Origin of the sequence: Stenotrophomonas sp. CCNWLW57, assembly GCF_037203925.1 — a bacterium.
In the GTDB taxonomy this organism is placed as follows: domain Bacteria; phylum Pseudomonadota; class Gammaproteobacteria; order Xanthomonadales; family Xanthomonadaceae; genus Stenotrophomonas; species Stenotrophomonas rhizophila_A.
In genome coordinates, this window is record NZ_JBBCBJ010000004.1 from 458,429 (window position 1) to 476,679 (window position 18,251).

At 66.7% G+C, this 18,251-nt stretch carries 15 protein-coding genes; 7 read left to right on the top strand and 8 right to left on the bottom strand.

From position 1 onward, the window contains the following. The first annotated feature begins 35 nt into the window (after positions 1–35). Positions 36–1,871 (top strand): multidrug efflux ABC transporter SmrA, encoded by a 1,836-nt coding sequence (gene smrA / locus V9K91_RS12495; RefSeq protein WP_095363346.1) that lies wholly within the window; start codon positions 36–38, stop codon positions 1,869–1,871. 563 nt (positions 1,872–2,434) lie between these two features. On the opposite strand, the gene V9K91_RS12500 is transcribed toward smrA, so the two are convergent. After that, a complete protein-coding gene (locus V9K91_RS12500; RefSeq protein ID WP_095363345.1) occupies positions 2,435–4,243 on the bottom strand; it encodes a DUF885 domain-containing protein in 1,809 nt (602 codons plus the stop codon). A 103-nt stretch (positions 4,244–4,346) separates the two neighbouring features. Here V9K91_RS12500 and V9K91_RS12505 point away from each other — a divergent pair, with 103 nt between their 5' ends. Together V9K91_RS12505 and V9K91_RS12510 are read left to right on the top strand one after the other, a co-directional pair. Beyond that, positions 4,347–4,703 carry a GFA family protein gene (locus tag V9K91_RS12505; RefSeq protein ID WP_095363344.1) on the top strand — a complete coding sequence of 119 codons (357 nt, stop codon included), beginning with the start codon at positions 4,347–4,349 and terminating at the stop codon, positions 4,701–4,703. Positions 4,704–4,741: 38 nt separating this feature from the next. After that, positions 4,742–5,506: a DUF4349 domain-containing protein gene (locus tag V9K91_RS12510; protein WP_095363444.1), complete on the top strand. Its 765-nt coding sequence runs from the start codon at positions 4,742–4,744 to the stop codon at positions 5,504–5,506. Between the two features lie 43 nt (positions 5,507–5,549). Here the strand turns inward: V9K91_RS12510 and V9K91_RS12515 are convergent, their stop codons facing one another. Both V9K91_RS12515 and V9K91_RS12520 read right to left on the bottom strand, forming a co-directional pair. Continuing rightward, positions 5,550–5,843: a hypothetical protein gene (locus tag V9K91_RS12515; RefSeq protein WP_093533157.1), complete on the bottom strand. Its 294-nt coding sequence runs from the start codon at positions 5,841–5,843 to the stop codon at positions 5,550–5,552. Between the two features lie 104 nt (positions 5,844–5,947). Further along, positions 5,948–6,907, bottom strand: coding sequence for a LysR substrate-binding domain-containing protein (locus tag V9K91_RS12520; protein WP_210131484.1), 960 nt, complete (start codon positions 6,905–6,907; stop codon positions 5,948–5,950). A 160-nt stretch (positions 6,908–7,067) separates the two neighbouring features. Here V9K91_RS12520 and V9K91_RS12525 point away from each other — a divergent pair, with 160 nt between their 5' ends. After that, positions 7,068–7,949, top strand: coding sequence for a DMT family transporter (locus tag V9K91_RS12525; RefSeq protein ID WP_336442806.1), 882 nt, complete (start codon positions 7,068–7,070; stop codon positions 7,947–7,949). 16 nt (positions 7,950–7,965) lie between these two features. Here V9K91_RS12525 and V9K91_RS12530 read toward each other — a convergent pair whose 3' ends face one another. Beyond that, positions 7,966–8,865: a peptidylprolyl isomerase gene (locus V9K91_RS12530; RefSeq protein WP_095363341.1), complete on the bottom strand. Its 900-nt coding sequence runs from the start codon at positions 8,863–8,865 to the stop codon at positions 7,966–7,968. A gap of 148 nt (positions 8,866–9,013) precedes the next feature. Between V9K91_RS12530 and V9K91_RS12535 the strand changes: the two genes are divergently transcribed. Together V9K91_RS12535 and V9K91_RS12540 are read left to right on the top strand one after the other, a co-directional pair. After that, positions 9,014–9,379: a PadR family transcriptional regulator gene (locus tag V9K91_RS12535; protein ID WP_068850434.1), complete on the top strand. Its 366-nt coding sequence runs from the start codon at positions 9,014–9,016 to the stop codon at positions 9,377–9,379. Then, positions 9,376–10,392: a sensor domain-containing protein gene (locus tag V9K91_RS12540; RefSeq protein ID WP_095363340.1), complete on the top strand. Its 1,017-nt coding sequence runs from the start codon at positions 9,376–9,378 to the stop codon at positions 10,390–10,392. The genes V9K91_RS12535 and V9K91_RS12540 overlap by 4 nt, the downstream gene beginning before the upstream one ends. Positions 10,393–10,651: 259 nt before the next feature. Here the strand turns inward: V9K91_RS12540 and phaZ are convergent, their stop codons facing one another. Beyond that, positions 10,652–11,965, bottom strand: a complete 1,314-nt coding sequence (phaZ, locus tag V9K91_RS12545) for a polyhydroxyalkanoate depolymerase (RefSeq protein ID WP_095363339.1) — start codon at positions 11,963–11,965, stop codon at positions 10,652–10,654. 97 nt (positions 11,966–12,062) lie between these two features. Then, on the bottom strand, positions 12,063–12,659 hold the full coding sequence (locus tag V9K91_RS12550) for a class I SAM-dependent methyltransferase (RefSeq protein WP_068850442.1): 597 nt from the start codon (positions 12,657–12,659) through the stop codon (positions 12,063–12,065). A gap of 133 nt (positions 12,660–12,792) precedes the next feature. Here V9K91_RS12550 and V9K91_RS12555 point away from each other — a divergent pair, with 133 nt between their 5' ends. Continuing rightward, entirely contained in the window at positions 12,793–13,248 is a 456-nt protein-coding gene (locus V9K91_RS12555) for a CopD family protein (protein WP_093533162.1), read from the top strand. 56 nt (positions 13,249–13,304) lie between these two features. Here V9K91_RS12555 and V9K91_RS12560 read toward each other — a convergent pair whose 3' ends face one another. Together V9K91_RS12560 and dnaE are read right to left on the bottom strand one after the other, a co-directional pair. After that, entirely contained in the window at positions 13,305–14,264 is a 960-nt protein-coding gene (locus V9K91_RS12560; RefSeq protein ID WP_068850446.1) for an acetyl-CoA carboxylase carboxyltransferase subunit alpha, read from the bottom strand. Between the two features lie 79 nt (positions 14,265–14,343). Next, entirely contained in the window at positions 14,344–17,925 is a 3,582-nt protein-coding gene (dnaE, locus tag V9K91_RS12565) for a DNA polymerase III subunit alpha (RefSeq protein ID WP_068850448.1), read from the bottom strand. Positions 17,926–18,251: the final 326 nt, after the last annotated feature.

Here is an 18,251-nt window from a genome sequence, read left to right on the forward strand (position 1 = left end):
GATAATCGCGGCCTACCTGTTTTCCAGGAAATGGAATGTTCCGCTGGTTCGAGTCGCTGATTCCCGTCTTTCCGCCGATCGACGCGCGCATGCCGCCGCGCCGCGTGTTGCCGTTCTACCTCCACTATCTGCGCCCGGTCTGGCCGGTGCTGCTGGCCACGTTGATCGCCGGGCTGCTGCTGGCGCTGGTGGAAGTGGCCATGTTCGATTTCCTCGGCCGCATCGTCGACATGGTCAGCGAGCAGCCGGATGCGGGCTTCTTCGCCCGGCACGCCGACACGCTGCTGTGGATGGCGGCGATCACGCTGGTGGCGCGGCCGGTGCTGGTGGGCCTGCACAACCTGCTGGTCAACCAGGCCATCGTGCCGGGCCTGAGCAACCGGTCGCGCTGGCTGATGCACAACTACGTGGTACGCCAGAGCCTGTCGTTCTTCCAGAATGATTTCGCCGGCAGCATGGCCAACCGGGTCATGCAGACCGGTACGTCGCTGCGCGAGTCGGCGGTGCAGATGGTGGATTCGCTGTGGTACATCGTGGTGTACACCGGCACGGCGTTGTACCTGTTCGCGCAGGCGGACTGGCGGCTGATGATTCCGCTGGTACTGTGGTTGGCAGCCTACGTGGTGATCATGGTGTACTTCGTGCCGCGTGCGAAGGAGCGTGCCTGGATCGCGTCCGAGGCGCGCTCCAAGGCGATGGGCCGGATCGTCGATGGCTACACCAACATTCCCACGCTGAAGCTGTTCGCCCACGGCGGGCGCGAGCAGGCCTATGTGGCCGAAGCGATCGAGGAACTGGCGGTCAAGCACCGCCGCCAGACCCGGATCACCACCGGCATGGACCTGACCATCGCGATCGTCAACGGCTTCCTGATCGCCGGTACCTGCGGGCTGGCGCTGTGGCTGTGGAGCCACGGCAACATCACGGTGGGCGCGATCACGCTGGCCACGGGCCTGGTGATCCGCATCCACAACATGTCCGGCTGGATCATGTGGACGATCAACGGCATCTTCGAGGACATCGGCACGGTGCAGGACGGCATTACCACCATTTCGCAGCCACTGAGCGTGCAGGACCGCGCCGATGCGGTGCCGCTGGTGGTGCACGAAGGCGGGGTGCAGTTCGATGACATCCATTTCCACTACGGCAAGCAGGGCGGGGTGATCGCCGGGTTGGACCTGAGCGTGAAGCCGGGCGAGAAGATCGGCCTGGTCGGTCCGTCGGGCGCGGGCAAGTCGACGCTGGTGAACGTGCTGCTGCGCCTGTACGACCTGGAAAGCGGGCACATCCGCATCGACGGCCAGGACATCGCGGCGGTCACCCAGGAAAGCCTGCGCCGGCAGATCGGCGTCGTTACGCAGGACACGTCGCTGCTGCACCGCTCGATCCGCGACAACCTGTTGTACGGGCGGCCTGACGCCAGCGAGGAACAACTGCGTGCGGCAGTGAGCAAGGCGCGCGCTGCCGCCTTCATCGACACGCTGCGTGACGCCGAAGGGCGGCAGGGTTATGACGCGCACGTGGGCGAGCGCGGGGTCAAGCTGTCCGGCGGCCAGCGACAGCGCATCGCCATCGCGCGGGTGCTGCTCAAGGACGCGCCGATCCTGGTGCTGGACGAGGCGACCTCGGCACTGGATTCGGAAGTGGAAGCGGCGATCCAGGACAACCTGGACGAGCTGATGGCGGGCAAGACGGTCATCGCCATCGCGCACCGCCTGTCCACCATCGCGCGCATGGACCGGCTGGTGGTGATGGACCAGGGCCGTATCGTGGAAACCGGCACGCACGCCGAGCTGGTCGCCGCGGGTGGTCTCTATGCACGCCTGTGGGCGCGGCAGACCGGTGGGTTCGTCGCGGCGGACGCTGGGTAAGGCAACGTCAACGTCCAACGTCAACATCAGCGTTTCAGTTGTTCCATGCTGGGCAGGCCGACGGGCAGCCCCTTACGGGACACGCCGTAAACCCATCCATGGGGGCTTGGCAAAAACATCCATGTTTTTGACAGTCCCTACAGGGGCTGCCCGCCGGCCTGCCCCTCGGGCATCGCGATCGGCGGCGAGAAGAGCAGCGACGCCTGGCGTCGCTCTACGCGGTAGGGTCGGTTCCCAAACGACTGCCGGGACGAATGAAACATCCGATGACGCATGAAAATGATCGAAACCCGTAGAGCGACGCCCTGCGTCGCTGCTCTCCGTTCCGCCCCGCGCAATGCATGAGGGGAGGCCGGCGGGTAACCTCCGTAGGGACTGTCAAAAACATGGATGTTTTTGCCAAGCCTACAAGGACGTACTTGCGGCGTGTCCCGTAGGGGGTTGCCCGCCGGCCTCCCCAGCACGCAGCACCTGAAACGCTGCTCTACGCGCGAAACAAAAACGGCCCGGTAATCACCGGGCCGTTTCCATATCACGTGCCGAACCGTGGCCGGCAACCACCATCACTCGATCGGCTGGTCCAGCATCAGCTGGCGTGCGAAGCGCACCGGCGGGGCGCCGTAGGACAGCATCTGGTCGTGGTAGGCCTTCAGGTTGAACTTGTCGCCCTGCTTTTCCTGCATCGCCTTGCGCGTGTCGAAGTGCTCCTGCGCGCCGACGAAGTAGGTCGGCAGCTGCGCCGAGGTCAGCTGCGCGCGCACCCACTTGCCCGATGCCTCGCTTTCCTGCTGGAAGGCATCGTGGGTCATCAGCTGCATCGCCTGCTCGCGCGTCCAGTTGTCCACGTGCACGCCCTGGTCCAGGATCGCGTTGGAGATCGTGCGCAGGTAGAACTTCAGCTGCACCAGGTGGAACAGCGGATCGTTGTCCAGGTAACCCTGCTCCTGCATCATCCGCTCGGTGTACACCGCCCAGCCTTCGGCGAACAGGCCCGAGCGCAGCACCGCACGCAGCGTCGACGGGAACTTGCCCGAATGCCAGCCTTCCAGGTAGTGGCCCGGCGTGCCTTCGTGGATGCTCAGCAGGTGGATCATGCGGCTGTTGTATTCGCGCAGGAATGAATCAACCTGCTTGTCGGTCCAGTCGTCCGGAATCGGCGACACCGCGTAGAACGTCTTCAGGTTCTTGTCCAGCGGACCCGGCGAATCGCAGTAGGCCACGGCCACGCCGCGCTGGAATTCGGGCATCAAAATGATGTCCACCGGCGCGTCGGGCAGGGTCATCAGGTCATGTTTGCGCACGAACTCGGTGGACTGCGCCAGCGCTGCCTTGGCATCGTCGACCACCTTGTCGCGCGCCGGCTTGTCGGCGTAGGCCAGCTCCAGCGCCGCTTCGATCGCCGCCTGCTGCTGTTCGTCGCTCGGATTGGCCGGCAGCGCCGGGGCGCCCGGCTTGCCGTTCAGCACCGTCTGCGCGATGCCGTACATGTCCTGGCGCACGCGCTTGAGTTCGGCACGGGCGCGTTCGCCGATCTCGGCGCGCGACAGCGACGAGTTCAGCGCGAACTTCAGCTTCTGGTCGTACAGCTCGGCACCGATGCGGAAATCGCCCTTGGCGTTCGGCACCAGCGTCTTGTCCAGCCAGGTCTGCTGTTCGTCCACCGCCTTCTTCAGGCCGTCGATGGCGGCCTGCAGGCGCTTGCCATCTTCGGCCGGCAGTTCACCGATGTGGGGCGTGATGAAGGTATCGACGATGCTCAGGATGCCCTTGTTCTGCTTGGACACCGTTTCGGCGTGGATCTTCGGCACGCGGGCCGGGTCCAGGTTCTCGCGGGCCTGGGCGAAGATCTGCGGCAGCTTCTCCATCCGTGCGGTGGCCGACTTCAGGCGGTCGGGCAGCGGCGCGAACTCACGCGCCATCAGACCGTACAGCGCGCTGCCGGCGGTGCCGTTGTAGATCTGCGGATCCCACTTGGACGCCTGCAGCACTTCGGCGTTCCAGATTTCGGACTGCAGCTGGTTGCGCAGGATGGCCGCATCCACCTGGTTTTCGCGCGAGAGCTTGCCCACCTCGACCTTGTCGAGTTCGCCGAGCAGGCCCTTGTAGGCGGTCAGCATCTTCTGCTGGCCGGCCGCGCTCAGATCGTCGATCTCGCTGTCGTAACGGTGATCGCCGATCTGGGTGGCGCTGATCGGCGACAGCTGCATCCAGGTGTCCAAGGCGCGCTTGGACAGGTCGGCGAAGGCGGCATCCACGGCCGCATCTGCGGCGGGGGCGGTTGCCGCGGTACCGGCCGGGGCGGTGGGGGCGTCGGCCTGCTGGCAGCCACCCAGGGCGGCGATCAGGGCAAGGGCAAGAAGATGCTGGCGCATCGGCGATCCTGTGCTGTGGGCAATCGCCCAGCATAGGCGCTGCCGACGGGCGACCGCCCGTGCCATTGGATTACCATGGGCCTTTCCCGCCGGGAGGTGTGCCATGCAGTACGAGGGAAGCTGCCATTGCGGGCAGATTGCGTTCGTGGTCCAGGCCGAGGCCCCCATCACCGACGTGGTGGACTGCAACTGCTCGCTGTGCCGGCGGCGCGGTGGTCTGCTGTGGTTCGGCCCGCGCACGGCGCTGAGCCTGAACACGGACCCTGCGCAGCTGGCCACCTACCAGTTCAACAAGCACCACCTGCAGCATCATTACTGCCGTGAGTGCGGCATTGCCCCGTTCAGCGAGGGCGTGGACCCCCGCAGCGGTCAGGCGATGGTGGCGGTGAACGTGCGCTGCCTGCCCGGGCTGGAACTGGGTGGGCTGAAGATCAATTTCTACGATGGAGCCAGCGTGTGACGACAGGGACGATGTGGCGCAGCGGCGCCTGGGCAGGGATGCTGCTGGTGGCGCTTGCCGGATGCAGTGGCAAGCAGCATGCGGAGATGGCCAGTGCCGGTGCGGCCGGTGCGGTGGCCTCGCCGGAAGGTGCGGCGCTGGCGTATGAGCACGAGGTGGACATCCAGCTCGATGCCGCGCAGATCGGGCCGCGGGTGAAGCAGATCAGCGAGGCCTGCCAGTCCAGCAGGTTCGGCGACTGCGCCGTGCTGCAGGTCGGCCAGCAGGGCGGCGAGTATCCATCCGGCTCGATCCGGGTGCGGATCGCGCCCAAGGGCGTGGAACCGATGATCGGGCTGGCTGGGCAGGGCGGCGACGTCGCCTCGCGCAACACCCAGGCCGAAGACCTCGCCCAGCAGGTCGCGGACACCGCGCTGACCAAGGCCCGCCTGCAGAAGGAACACGAACGCCTGCTCGCCTACCAGGACGACAAGGGCATCAAGGTCGCCGACCTGCTGGTCATCACCCAGCGCCTGTCCGAAATCGAGGCAGGGCTGGAGCAGGCCAACAAGGACGCCGCCAACCAGCGGCGGCGGATCGACACCCAGCTGCTCACGCTGCGTTTCCAGACGCCCGCAGGCCAGCGCAGCCGCAGCGAGATCGGCGAGGCGCTGGGCGACTTCGGCGCGACCGTCACCAGCAGCGTGGCCTTCGTGATCCGCGCGGTGGCCGCGCTGCTGCCGGTGACGTTGGTGCTGTGGCTGCTGGGCTGGGTTGGGCTGAAACTGTGGCGTCGGCGCCGCCGGGCTTCGTCCATGCCGTAACGCGTATGCACCAACGGTGCATACCTACCGATGGGTTGCCACGTCAGCCCTCGTCGGTTTCGTATTCGACGAACACATCCAGTTCCAGCGCCAGCTCCTGCACGGCATCGCGCACCTTCTGCGCGGTGCTTTCATTGCCGACCTCGACTTCCAGCTCATGCGTGCCCGGCCCGATGTCATCGGACAGGCCGGCCGAGCTGGAATCGTCATCGTCCATGTGCGGCATCAGATCGTCGGTTTCCTCGACGTGCTCGATGCCCTCGATGCTCTGGAGCAGGTCGCTGATGGCGCGCGCATCGTCTTCGGTACCGGTGATCCTGAGTCGCAGCATGGCCATGGGAAGGTCTCGTGGGAGTGGGGATTCCACCGTAGCGATGCGCCGGGCAAAAGCGGGTGAATGTTGCCGGGCCGGTGGTTGGGCGACATTCACCCGCCGGTAGCTCACGACCGTTGGTCGTGAGGCGTTTGGTCGTGAGGGCGGTTCAACAATTCATCCGGCAACGCCGGCACGGGCGTACGTTCGTCCTGGGCTTCGCGCTTGAGCCAGTCCATGAACGCCACCGCCGTCGGGCTGAGCGGCCGGTGTTCGGCGTGCACGATGTAATACGCATAGCGCGCCTTCAGCGCCGGCCCGGGCAGGCGCACCAGTTCATAGCGCTGCAGGTACGGCTGGGCGATGTGCTTGCGCGCCAGCACCGCGCCGATGCCATACACCGCCGCGCGCATGGCATCGGTGCTGTCGCTGAAGATGTGCTGCGCGGTCAGGTCCAGGCCACGCACGCCGGCGGCCCGGAACCAGTCGCGCCAGCCCTGCGGTGACATGTCGCTGACCAGCGGCAGCGTGGCGATCTGCGCGGGCTCACGCAGCGCCGACACCCCCGGCAGGGCCGGTGACGCCACCGGGCACAGTTCGTCGTCCATCAGGTGGTGGGCGGCCAGGCCCGGCCACTGGCCCAGTCCGTAACGGATGCCCAGTTCCGGACCGTTCTCGTCGAAGCGGACCAGTTCACTGCTGGTCTGCAGCTCGATGCGCATGCGCGGATGCAGGCGAGTGAAACGCGGCAGGCGCGGCACCAGCCAGCAGTAGGACAGCGAGCGCAGGGTAGTGATCCGCAGCGGCACCACATCGGCCTGCGGGTGCAGGTTGCCGGCCACGGCGTTGATGTCGCTCAGGGCGGCGGCGGCGGCGTCGGCCAGCTGGCGGCCCTCGGCGGTCAGGCGCACGCCACGGGCATGGCGCTGGAACAGCACTGTGCCCAGCAGCGCTTCCAGCCGTCGCACGTGGTGGCTGACCGCGCTGGCGGTGAGGTGCAGTTCCTCGGCGGCATGGGCGAAATTCTGGTGGCGCGCGGCGACCGCGAACACCCCGAGCGCGGGCAGCAGGGCAGGGCGCAGGATCATGGCGAGACCTGAATCATATTTGTGGCTTGCAGGGATACTACGCGCTTGTCGAGGCCCTGCGGCAGGTAGATGCTGCGTGTCTGATCCCTGGAGCCCGCGCCATGTTGCTGCCCGTCCCCGCTGCCGTCGCTGCCAGTTCCTGCCATGCCGGGGGCCGCCCGTGAGCGGCGCGCCGGTGAGTGCGGGGGCGATCGAGCGCGACTGGCGCACCGCGCTGGAGCTGACCGTGCTCGGCGCGATCTGGGGCTGCTCGTTCCTGTTCATGCGCGTGGCGGTGCCGTCGTTCGGCCCCTATGCGCTGGTGGAAGTGCGGCTGCTGCTGGGCGCGCTGGTGCTGCTGCCGTTCCTCTGGCAGGCGCGCGCGCAGTTCCCGGCCCGGCGCTGGTTGTGGCTGGTGCCGATCGGCCTGATCAACTCCGCCATTCCGTTCGTCCTGTTCGCCTGGGCCGCGCAGCGCGCACCGGCCGCGATCGGCGCGATCTGCAACGCGATGACCGTGCTGTTTGCCGCGCTGATCGCGTTCCTGTTCTTCGGCGAGAAGATCGGCATGCGCCGCGCGATTGCGCTGCTGGTCGGCTTCGGCGGCGTGGTGGTGCTGGCCACCGCCAAGGTGTCCGGGCTGAGCATCGGCGCGGCGGTGATTGCCGGCTCGCTGGCTGCGCTGCTGTACGGCCTGGGCGTGAACCTGGTCAAGCGCCACATGACCGGCCTGCCGCCAGCGGCGTCGGCCGGCGCCACGCTGGGCAGCGCGGCGCTGCTGATGCTGCCGATGGCGCTGACCCACTGGCCGGACGCGCCGATTCCCGCCGTGTCGTGGGCGTGCGCGATCGCGCTGGGCGTGGTCTGCACCGGCTTTGCATTCCTGATGTTCTACCGCCTCATCGCGCGGATTGGCCCGGCGCGCGCCTCCACCGTGACCTACCTGGTGCCGATGTTCGGCGCGCTGTTTGCGTGGCTGTTCCTGGGCGAGCCGGTGACCTGGGCGATGGTGGTCGCCGGCGCGTTGATCCTCGGCAGCGTCGCCGCCAGCCAGAAACGTTGACGCGACGCGGCATCCCTTACCGCACGGGCACGGGGATGTTGCACAGGTCGATATGCCCGGCGGCGCGTTTGTAGAAGTCGTCCACGCGGTTGCGGCGCGCTTCGACCGTATCGGCGAAGGTCTTTGAATCGGTGCGCAGCACCTGCAGCGTCGGTCGCTGCGCTTCCGGCAGGTCGCTCACGCGTTGGATCGAGCGGATCGCGGTGCGCTGCGAAGCGTCGGCGTAGAAGCCCATCGGGGCCGGTCCGCGCGGCAGCGCGCTGAGCAGCTCCATGCCCTTGAGCACCCGGCCGACCACGGTGATGTTGCGGTCCAGCTGGCGCGGCGACTGGCCAGTGACCACGTACAGCTCGGCGCCGATGCTGCTGTCTTCGTCGTTGTTGCGGCCGGCACCCAGCGCGCCGTAGCAGTGCGCCAGCCAGGTCTTGCCGTCCTGCCGGTCCTGGCCCACCGCGAAGCCGTCGACGAAGCCGGTCTGGTCGGCCCAGCCGTCGCGATCGGGCAGCACGCTGACCTTCAACCCTTTGCTGTCGCGCTGGAACTCCGCCGGCAGCTTGCGCTTGGCCGAGCCCAGCGGCTTGGCCTTGGCCGCGTCATCGGCATCAGCATCGCCGAATTGCACCACGAAGTTGTCCTGCGCGCGGTAGATGCTCTCGCCATCCCAGAAATGCTCATGGGCCAGGGTCTGGATGTTGGCCACGTGCTGCGGCGCGAAGGCCGGGGCCAGCTCGATCAGGACCTCACCGGCATCCAGCTTCATCACCAGCAGGTTGGCCGGATCCGGCGTGCGCCAGTCGCTCGCGGGCGAGGCTTCCAGGATCTGCTGGGCGCTGCGGTACGGCGTGGCTGCGGTGGCCAGGCCCGGCAGCAGGCAGGAGAGGGCAAGCGCAAGCAGGGCGGGACGGCGTGGCGACATGGTGGACCCCGGGATGAACGATCCCCGATTCTGCGCGAAGCCCGGCTCCGGCCGCCAGCCCACCCTGTCCCCCGGCAGGGTGACTAACGGCACGTTCGCTATAGCTGACTTCGCACTAGTGTTGACTCCACGCTAGCTGGAGATCGTCATGAGCGACCACGAGGTCCACCTGAAGAAGTTCCAGAAGGAGCTCAGTGCCGGCACCGTGTCGCTGGCCCTGCTGGCGGTGCTGGCCAAGGCCGGGGAGCCGCTGTACGGCTACCTGATCGCCAAGGAACTGGAACGGACCGGCGAGGGCGTGCTGAGCGGCAAGCAGAGCGCGCTGTACCCGGTGCTGCGCAACCTCGAAGGGGCCGGGCTGCTGGAAAGCCAGATCGAACCGTCGGTGGCCGGGCCACCGCGGCGCTACTACCGCATCAATGAACGCGGCCGCGAGGTGCTGGCGTTGTGGAGCCAGGCCTGGCGTGCCACCCGAGATTCCGTTGATTCCGTGCTGGAAGGGGTACTGCAATGAACGAACAGAACAGGGCGGGCGGGGGCCTGCCGACCACCATCGGGGAATACCTGGCACAACTGCGCGCCGCGCTGCATGACGCCGATCCGGCGATGGTGCAGGACGCGTTGTACGACGCCGAGGAATACCTGCGTTCGGAACTGGCCGCCCAGCCGGGCCGCAGCGAGGCGGAGGTGATTGCCGACGTGGCCGGCAGCTACGGTGCGCCGGAGGAAGTGGCCGAGATCTACCGCGAAACCGAAATCACCGTGAACCGCGCGCTGCGCACCCCGAGCGCCAGCGTGCGGCCGATCGCCCGGGTAGTGCCGGCGCAGGTGGCGCCGGGTGTTGCCGCCGCAGCGGCCGCAGCCGGCGGCGATGCACCGCCGACCGACCGTGTTCCGCCGCCGCACCGCTCGGCGCTGGCGCGCTTCTTCGGCGTGGCACTGGAACCGCGGACCTACGGCGCGCTGTTCTACATGCTGCTGTCGTTGGCGACCGGCATCTTCTTCTTCACCTGGGTAATCACCGGCCTGTCGATGTCGCTGGGCCTGATCGTGCTGATCATCGGCATTCCGATGACCGTGCTCTTCTTCGGTTCGGTGCGCGGCCTGGCGCTGCTGGAAGGGCGGCTGATCGAAGCACTGCTCGGCGAGCGGATGCCGCGTCGGCCGCGCTATGCCGACCGCAGCCGCAGCTGGCTGCAGCGCATCGGCGACATGTTCACCGATGGACGCACCTGGCTGACGATGCTGTACTTCATGCTGATGCTGCCGCTGGGCATCATCTACTTCACCATCGCGGTCACGCTGCTGACGGTGGCGCTGGTCTTCATCTGGGCGCCGGTGGCCTCGATGTTCGCGCTGGGCGCCCCGAGCCTGTACTTCGAAAGCGAACTGGTCGTGCTGCCGCTGTGGGCCACCCCCGCGCTGGCGGTACTGGGCGTGGTGATCCTGTTCTGCACCATGCACCTGGCGCGCTTCATCGGCCACCTGCACGGCCAGATGGCGAAACACCTGCTGGTACGCCTCTAAGTCTACCGACGGCCGGCCAACGGCCGGCGCTACCGCCAGGCATCCGGAGCCCTTGGTTGATTGACCATGATCCGGATGGGCCCGTAGCAATTCGTAGGTCCGGCCGTTGGCCGGACACCGCGCGCAGCGCGGCGCAAGCATCCGAAGTCGTCGAGATCAGGCCACGGTGATCCGACCGGCGTTCAGCCCCAATCGAAACCGCCCGTCAGACGTTCATGATCCGGATCGAAGCGCCGACAACCGTCGGCGCAACCGGTCGTCAACCCACTTTCTTACGGATCGGGGTGACGTTGCTGGCGGCCTTGGCTGCCTTCTTCGGCTTCGCCGCAGCCTGCGCGTTGGCGGCGAAGAAATCGCGCACCTTCGGGTACACGGTTTCGCGCCAGCGGCGGCCGCTGAAGATGCCGTAGTGGCCGGCGCCCTCGACCACGAAGTGCTCACGGCGCGCCGCCGGAATGCCGGTGCACAGTTCCTGCGCCGCTTCGGTCTGGCCCAGGCCGGCGATGTCGTCCAGCTCGCCTTCGATGCTCAGCAGCGCGGTCCCGGTGATCGCACCGGGATCCACAAGCTCACCCTGTACATACCACTCGCCGCGCGGCAGCAGGAATTCCTGGAACACCACGCGGATGGTATCCAGGTAGTAGCGCGCCGGCATGTCCAGCACTGCGTTGTATTCGTCGTAGAAGCGGCGGTGCGCATCGGCATCTTCCATGTCGCCCTTGACCAGGTCGGCATAGAAATCCCAATGCGAACTGAAGTGCCGGCTCGGATTCATCGACAGGAAACCGGCGTGCTGCAGGAAGCCCGGGTACACGCGGCGACCGGCGCCCGGATAACCCGGCGGCACGGTGTGGATCACGTTGTTCTCGAACCACGACAGCGGGTTCTGGGTGGCCAGGTTGTTCACCGCGGTCGGGCTGCAGCGCGCATCGATCGGGCCGCCCATCATCACCAGCGAACGCGGCGTGGTTTCGCCACGGCTGGCCATCAGCGAAACGGCGGCCAGCACCGGTACGGTCGGCTGGCACACGCTGACCACGTGCAGTTTCTCGGCACCGAGGTGGCGGATGAATTCCTGCACGTAGGCGATGTAATCGTCCAGGCTGAACTCGCCTTCGCTGCCGGGCACCATGCGCGCGTCGACCCAGTCGGTGACGTACACGCGGTGGTCGCGCAGCAGGGTGCGCACGGTGTCGCGCAGCAGCGTGGCGTGGTGGCCCGACAGCGGCGCCACCACCAGCACGAACGGCTGGTTGAGCATGGTGTTGAGCTGGTCGGCTTCGTTGCTGTGGCGCTTGAAGCGCAGCAGCTTGCAGAACGGCTTGACGACTTCTTCGTGCACCACGATCGGCACGCGCTCGCCGTCGACCTCGATTTCGTTGATGCCCCACTCGGGCTTCTCGTAATCCTTGCCGATGCGATGGAACAGCTCGTTCACCGCGGACAGGCGGTCGGCACCGGGCATCTGCGACCACCAGTGGCCCTGGTTGGCGAAGAACTTGGCGTTGGCCTGGGCCTGGTGCACCCACGGGGCGAGCAGGTTGCGGGTCAATTCATGCAGCTGATAGAGCATGACGTCCGAATATGTATGGTCTTATGTTGCCGCGCAGCATACCTCACCCGGGTCGGGAACGCCTTAATAGGCGGATCCGTCGCAACCGGCCGTGAGATCAACGGCCACTGCGTTCCAGGGCAGCGGCGTGGCCCGCCAGTGCGGGCGACAGCCAGCAGTGCGAGCCGAGCGCGGTGAAGCCTTCGGCCGTCAGCTGGCGGCGGTACCAGGCCGCCGGGCGGGCCTGGAATCCTTCATGGTCACCTTCGAACTCGTCCTCGGCGGTGAACGCCTCCAGGAACGCCACGCCACCGGTGAGCTCGGCGAAACCGGCCAGGGCGGGGCGCAGCTCGCGGGTGGGCACGTAGTGCATCACGTCCGAACAGACCAGCAGGTCCACCGGCGCGCACGGGCGCAGCCAGGCGAAATCGCCAACCCGGGCCGGGTGCAGGTTGCGGCTGCGGCCGTAGCGCTGCACCGCATAGTCGCTGCTGTCGAAGCCCATGTACTGCACGCGCGGGCGCAGCTTGAGCAGCGGCGCGCGCCAGGCGCCTTCACCGGCGCCGATGTCCAGCACGCTGCGGATCGGGCGCTCCAGGTAGTACTCGGCACTGGCGACGGCCAGTGCGACCTTGCGCGCCAGGCGCGCCGCGCCGCCGGTCTGGTCGGGCTGGTACCAGCGCTGGAAGTAGGCCTGGTCGTAGGTCTTCTGCATGCGGGGACAGGGATCGAGGACGGGGTGGGTGCACATGGTAGCCGAGCCCGCTGCGTCAATCTGCCGCGCATGCGCAGCCCGCGTGAATCGGCCAGAATGAACGACATCCCAAGCCAGCCGCCGGAGCAAGCGCATGCAGTCCTACTACTGGGTCAAGACCTTCCACCTGCTGTTCGTGGTGGCGTGGATGGCGGCGGTTTTCTACCTGCCGCGGATCCTGGTGAACCTGAGTGAGACCGCCGGGCAGCTGCCCGTCGTGGAGCGCCTGCAGCTGATGGGCCTGCGCCTGTACAAGTTCGGCCACATGATGTTCGGCTTCGCGCTGATCCTGGGGCTGGTGCTGTGGTTGGGCTACCGGGTGATTCCGGACTTCCCCACCATGGTCGCGCCAGGTGCGGCAGGCTGGCTGCACGCCAAACTGGGGCTGGTGGTGCTGCTGCTGGTGTACTACTCGTGGACCGGGCGGCTGCTGAAGGGCGCGGTGAAGGGCAAGGTGCTGCCGTCGTCGCGCGCGCTGCGCTGGTTCAATGAACTGCCGCTGGTGCTGTTCATCGGCGTGGTCTGGCTGGTGCTGGCCAAGCCGTTCTGAGGGACAAAAAACCGGGCGCATGGCCCGGTTCTTCTTGCCGCAATCGCAACGGCCGATCAGGCCGTTTCGTAGGCGCCGTAGCTGCGCAGGCGCTCGTAACGCTTCTGCAGCAGGTCTTCGGTGGACAGCTTCTCCAGCGCGTCCAGCTCGTTGAGCAGCACGGCCTTCAGGCGCTTGGCCATCTGGTTCGGGTTGCGGTGAGCTCCGCCGGTCGGCTCGCGCACGACCTTGTCGACCAGGCCCAGGCTCTTCAGGCGCGGCGCGGTCAGGCCCAGCTGTTCGGCGGCATCCTTGGCCTTGCCCGCATCCTTCCACAGGATCGAGGCGCAGCCTTCCGGGCTGATGGTGGAATACACGCTGTATTCCAGCATCACGGTGCGGTCGCCCACGCCCAGCGCCAGCGCGCCGCCGGAGCCGCCTTCGCCGATCACGGTGCAGATCACCGGCACCTTCAGTTCGGCCATTTCCATCAGGTTGCGCGCGATCGCTTCGGACTGGCCACGCGATTCGGCATCGATGCCCGGCCAGGCACCGGCGGTGTCGATCAGGGTCAGCACCGGCAGGCCGAAGCGCTCGGCCATCTTCATCAGGCGCAGCGCCTTGCGGTAGCCCTCCGGCTTGGGCATGCCGAAGTTGCGCTTGATCTTTTCCTTGGTGTCGCGGCCCTTCTGGTGGCCGATCAGCATCACCGAACGGCCGCCGATGCGGGCCAGGCCACCCATGATGGCCTTGTCGTCGGCGAAGGCGCGGTCGCCGGCCAGTTCCTGGAACTCATCGCAGAAGATGCGGATGTAGTCGGCGGTGTAAGGGCGCGAAGGATGGCGGGCCAGCTGCAGCACCTGCCACGAGGTCAGGTTGCGGAAGATCTGCGCGGTACGCAGCCGCAGCTTGTCCTGCAGGGTGCGCACTTCGGCCTCGACATTGACCGCCGGGCCGGCGCTTGCGCTGCGCAGCTCCTGGATCTTTGCCTCCAGATCAGCGATGGGTTGCTCGAAGTCGAGGTAGTTCGGATTCATCGGAAGCCGTCGTGAAGAAAAGAGGGAAAGTGTAGCCGAATGCGTCTAAATGCCCCGTACGCCGTCGTCTGGTCAGGGGCTAGTTGGCCCATGGCGGGCTGTACCGGACTTTCAGCGTCCGGACCGCCGGGTCGGCCCGCAGGGCGTCCACCAGCTGGCTGTCCACGCGCACGGCAGTGTCGCCGGCTACGTCCAGCATGCCGGCTACCGGGCCCTGCTCGGTGCCCAGCAGCAGGTCCAGGCGCAGGGGGGTGCGGCCGGGACGGTGGCGGTCGAGCAGGCCGTTCACCCGCGCCCAGACCGGGTCGCCCTGGCGCAGGTCCAGGCGCAGCGACAGGCGGGTGGCGTAATTGGCGCAGATTTCCTCGAAGTCCCAGCACTGGCGGATGCGCAGGGCATAGCCGCCATTGAACTCGTCCTCGCGCAGGCCGCCCTTGACCACCAGGATGCGGTCCTTGGTCATCAGGTGGCCGAACTCGGCCAGGCCATCGGTGAACGCGCTGCATTCGACCCGGCCCTTCCCGTCTTCAAGCTGCATGAACACCTGGCTTTCGCCCTTGCGGCGCACGCCGACCACCAGGCCGGCCAGGATCACCGGGGTTTCCTGGCGCCAGGCGCGCTTTTCGCCATCCTTGCTGGGCCGGGCAGGGGGAATCAGTTTTTCCAGCATGCCCAGGTCGGTGCCGACCAGTTCCTTGACGTCGTCGGCATGCGGGTCGAACGGATGGCCACTGAGGTAGAACCCCAGCGTTTCGCGTTCGCCGTCCAGCAGTTGGCCCAGCCCCCATTCCTTGGCTTCAGGCAGGTCCAGCTGCAGCGCGGTGCTGACCGGGTCGGGCGCGCCGAACAGCGAGTTCTGGCCGGAGGCCTTCTCGCGCGACATCTGGTCGGTGGCCTTGAGCACTTCAGGCAGCTGCAGCATCAGCGAAGCGCGGTTCTTGCCGAGGCCATCGAGTGCGCCGCAGTTGATCATCGCTTCAAGCGTGCGCCGGTTGAGCTTGCCCGATTCGATGCGCATGCAGAAATCCAGCAGCGAGGCGTAGCGGCCCTTGGCCAGGCGCTCGTCAACCACTGCTTCGCAGGCCCCCTGGCCCACGCCCTTGATGGCGCCCAGGCCATACTGGATGGTGTCGGCGCTGGAGGCTTCGAACATGTACGCCGACTCGTTCACGCGCGGCGGCAGCACGGTCAGGCCGAGGTTGCGCACTTCGGCCAGGAAGCCCACCACCTTGTCGGTGTTGTCCATGTCCGAGGACAGCGTGGCCGCCATGAACTCGGCCGGGTAATGGCGTTTGAGCCAGGCGGTCTGGTAGCTGACCAGCGCGTAGGCGGCAGCGTGCGATTTGTTGAAACCGTAGCCGGCGAACTTCTCCATCAGGTCGAAGATTTCGTCGGCCTTGGGGCCGTCCACGCCGCCCTTGGCCGCACCCTCGCGGAAGATCTCGCGGTGCTTGGCCATTTCGGCCGGCACCTTCTTGCCCATCGCGCGGCGCAGCAGGTCGGCGCCGCCGAGCGAGTAACCGCCGACGATCTGCGCCATCTGCATCACCTGCTCCTGGTACACCATGATGCCGTAGGTGTCTTTCAGGATGGCTTCGGTACGCGGATCGGGGTAGATGATTTCTTCCTGGCCGTGCTTACGCGCGTTGAAGGAGGGAATCAGGTCCATCGGGCCGGGGCGATACAGCGACACCAGCGCGATGAGGTCTTCGAAGCGGTCGGGGCGCGCGTCCTTCAGCAGGCGGCGCATGCCCGAGGATTCGAACTGGAAGACCGCGCCGGTGTTGCCGTTGGCGAAGATGTCCTTGTAGGTGGGCGCATCGTCCAGCGGCAGCGCGGTGATGTCGATCGGCGGAATGCCGGCGCGGGCATGGCGCTTGTTGATCGCCTTGACCGCCCAGTCGATGATCGTCAGCGTGCGCAGGCCGAGGAAGTCGAACTTCACCAGGCCGATTTCTTCGACGTCGTTCTTGTCGAACTGGGTGACCGGGTTGCGGCCACGGCCGCCTTCATCGTGTTCGGCGAACAGCGGGCAGAATTCGGCCAGCGGTTCCGGCGCGATCACCACGCCGCCGGCATGCTTGCCGGCGTTGCGGGTAAGGTCTTCGAGCTGGCGCGCCAGGTCGATCAGGTCGCGCACGTCGTCTTCGTTCTGGTAGCGCTGGATCAACTCCGGCGATGCCATTTCCGAATCCTTGCCTTCGCCCATCGCATCCTTGAGCGAAATGCCCAGGATGTTGGGAATCAGCTTGGATACCCCGTCGACCAGGCCATACGGGAAACCGAGCACGCGCCCGGAATCGCGCACCACGGCCTTGGCGGCCATGGTGCCGTAGGTGATGATCTGGCTGACGCGTTCGCGGCCGTACTTGCGCGCGACGTAGTCGATGACTTCGTCGCGGCGGTCCATGCAGAAGTCGATGTCGAAGTCGGGCATCGACACGCGTTCGGGGTTGAGGAACCGCTCGAACAGCAGGTTGTACGGAATCGGATCCAGATCGGTGATCTGCAGTGCCCAGGCCACCAGCGAACCGGCACCGGAACCACGGCCGGGGCCGATCGGAATACCCTGGTTCTTACCCCACTGGATGAAGTCGGCCACGATCAGGAAGTAGCCGGGGAACCCCATCTTGATGATGGTGGCCAGCTCGAATTCCAGCCGCTCGAAATAGTCCTCGCGGGTTTTGCCTTCGGCCAGCGGATTCTTTTCCAGGCGGGCTTCCAGGCCCTTGCGCGATTCGCTGCAGATCCAGCTGTCCAGCGTTTCGTTTTCCGGCACCGGGTAGTTGGGCAGGAAGTAGGTACCCAGCCGCATTTCGATGTTGCAGCGTTCGGCCAGCGCCAGCGTGTTGTCGATCGCATCGGGGATGTCGGCGAACAGCGCGCACATCTCTTCGGGCGATTTGAGGTACTGCTGGTCGCTGTAATCGCGCGGGCGCTTGGGATCGTCCAGCACGCGGCCGGAGGAAATGCACACGCGGGCTTCGTGCGCGCTGAAATCGTCAGGGCGCAGGAAGCGCACGTCGTTGCTGGCCACCACGGGCAGGCCACGCTGGCCGGCGGCCACCAGGGCAAACTGGTTGAACGCTTCTTCGCCTTCGCGACCGGTACGGGTCAGCTCCAGATGCAGGCCGTCGCCGAACACGCGCTGCCAGTCGGCGAGCTGCTGCTCGGCCAGGTCATGCCGGCCTTCGCCGGCCAGACGCCCGGCCAGGCTGTCGCGGCCAGCCAGGGCAAACAGGTTGTGGCAGCCGCCCTTGAGCCAGTCGGGGTGCACCGCCACGCCGCCTTCAGGGCGGTGGCCTTCCATCCAGGCACGCGTGAGCAGGCGCGACAGGCTGAGATAGCCTTCGCGGTCGCGGCAGAGCAGGGTCATGCGCCAGGGGGTCATGCCCTCTTCGGCGATCATGATGTCGGCACCGGCGATCGGCTTGATGCCGACCGTTTCAGCGGCCTTGTAGAACTTGACCAGCGCGAACAGGTTGTTCAGGTCGGTCACTGCCAACGCGGGCAGGTTCAGTTCGACGGCGCGGCTGAGCAGGTTGGCCTGCTTGGCCTTTTTCGGGTCAGCCTGATCCGGTTTCGCCGGGACACGGATGGTCGAATCCGCCAGCGAAAACTCGGTGTGGACGTGCAGATGTACGAAACGGGAAGTGGACATGCCGGGCCAATGTAATGCCCGGTCAGGGTAGCCGCGCGGGGCAAGCGGAACAAGGCTTGACAGGGCATTGGGTTAAGGCGGAAGCCAAGCCGAAGCCAAAGCCAAAGCGCTTGGGCGGTTGGGCTATCGGCTGGGGCGGCGCCGGGGGCAGGGGTACGGGACGCGCCGTAAACCCATCCCTGGGGGCTCTCTTGCAACATCCATGTTGCAAGGAAAGGTCCCGTACCCCTGCCCCCGGCGCCGCCCCCAACGGAAGGTCGGCTCGCACGGAAAAGCGGGAGCAAGGGCTCCGCCTTTGACCTCCGTTGGGCACCAGCCAACTGTCA